Here is a 1,255-nt window from a genome sequence, read left to right as displayed (position 1 = left end):
CCAGGGCGGGATCGTGAATGTTTTTTAACCATGTAAACAGGTTTGACCTCACGATCTGACTATGATCTTATGTGCTCTTTTCTGGAGCCATGTGATGTCAGTCGATGCCCTCTTTACCCGGTTTTTCAGTGAAATCCACGATAACCGCCAGCCCGCGAAAATCTCTTATCCCTTTTACGATGTCCTGTTTCTGACCGTTTGCGCTGTGATTGGTGGCGCTCAGGGGTGGGAGGACATCGAAGACTTTGGCGAGGTCCATCTGGCATGGCTTCAAGATAAGGGACTGTTTCTAAATGGTATTCCTGTGCATGACACCATCGCCAGGATCATCTCCCGCATCCAGCCAGAGCAGTTTCAGGCAGCATTCATTCGCTGGACCCAGGCCATCCAGCAGCAGATGGATGGGGCATTGATTGCCGTTGATGGCAAGACCCTGCGTCGCTCCTATCAACCCGGAGATCGTTCATCGACTATCCACATGGTCAGCGCCTACGCCGCCGCCAACAAACTGGTGCTCGGTCAGGTGAAAACCGCTGAAAAATCCAACGAAATCACCGCCATTCCCGAATTGTTGGCACTGCTCGACATTCGTCAATGCCTGGTTTCCATCGATGCCATGGGCTGCCAGACTGCCATTGCCACGTCTATCCGGCAGCAGGGTGGGGATTATCTGTTGGCCGTCAAGGGGAATCAGCCCAAGCTGCTTGAGGCCGTGAAACAGGCGCTCGCTCCGGCCATGGCCACCCCGCTGTCAGCGCAGACGGCGGCGGTAGAACAGGCTCATGGGCGCGTTGACGGTCGTGAATATCACGTCATCCCGGCCGGGGAACTGGCGGCCCAGTTTGCCGATTGGGACGGGTTGCAGAGCCTGGGTGTAGCCATCTCTTATCGTATTGAAAAAAATCAAAAAATAGCTATAGAACAACGTTATTTCATCAGCTCAAAGGTGCTTGACCGAGATGAGTTTGCCCGTGCCGTGCGCGGTCATTGGGCCATCGAAAACGAGCTTCACTGGGTGTTGGATGTGACGATGGGAGAAGATGCGTGCCCCATCTATCGCGAAGACGCGGCGGAGAATCTGGCCTGTATCCGACACATGGCCGTGAACATGCTAAGGGCGGAAACATCACGCAAAGCGAGCATCAGACGCAAGCAGAAAATAGCGGCGATGAGCAGTGACTATCTGGACACTGTGCTCGCAGCTGGCCTGCAAAAACTCTCTGAAATTTAACAGGATGTTCACGCTCTCACCCTG

1 protein-coding gene is annotated in these 1,255 nt (G+C 54.1%); it reads left to right on the top strand.

Annotation, left to right across the window (positions count from 1 at the left end; genetic code table 11):
• Positions 1–94: 94 nt before the first annotated feature.
• Positions 95–1,231, top strand: a complete 1,137-nt coding sequence (locus tag OKB81_RS20360) for an ISAs1 family transposase (protein ID WP_114523334.1) — start codon at positions 95–97, stop codon at positions 1,229–1,231.
• The last annotated feature ends 24 nt before the right edge of the window (positions 1,232–1,255 follow it).

Origin of the sequence: Aeromonas sp. QDB56 (assembly GCF_027705505.1) — a bacterium.
In the GTDB taxonomy this organism is placed as follows: Bacteria; Pseudomonadota; Gammaproteobacteria; order Enterobacterales; family Aeromonadaceae; genus Aeromonas; species Aeromonas caviae.
The sequence above is the reverse complement of the archived record's forward strand: the minus strand, read 5'-3'. Positions and strand labels throughout refer to the sequence as shown.

Coding starts and splice junctions, on each gene's coding strand:
- OKB81_RS20360 (WP_114523334.1), top strand. CDS start 95: ATGTCAGTCGATGCCCTCTTTACCCGGTTTTTCAGTGAAATCCACGAT.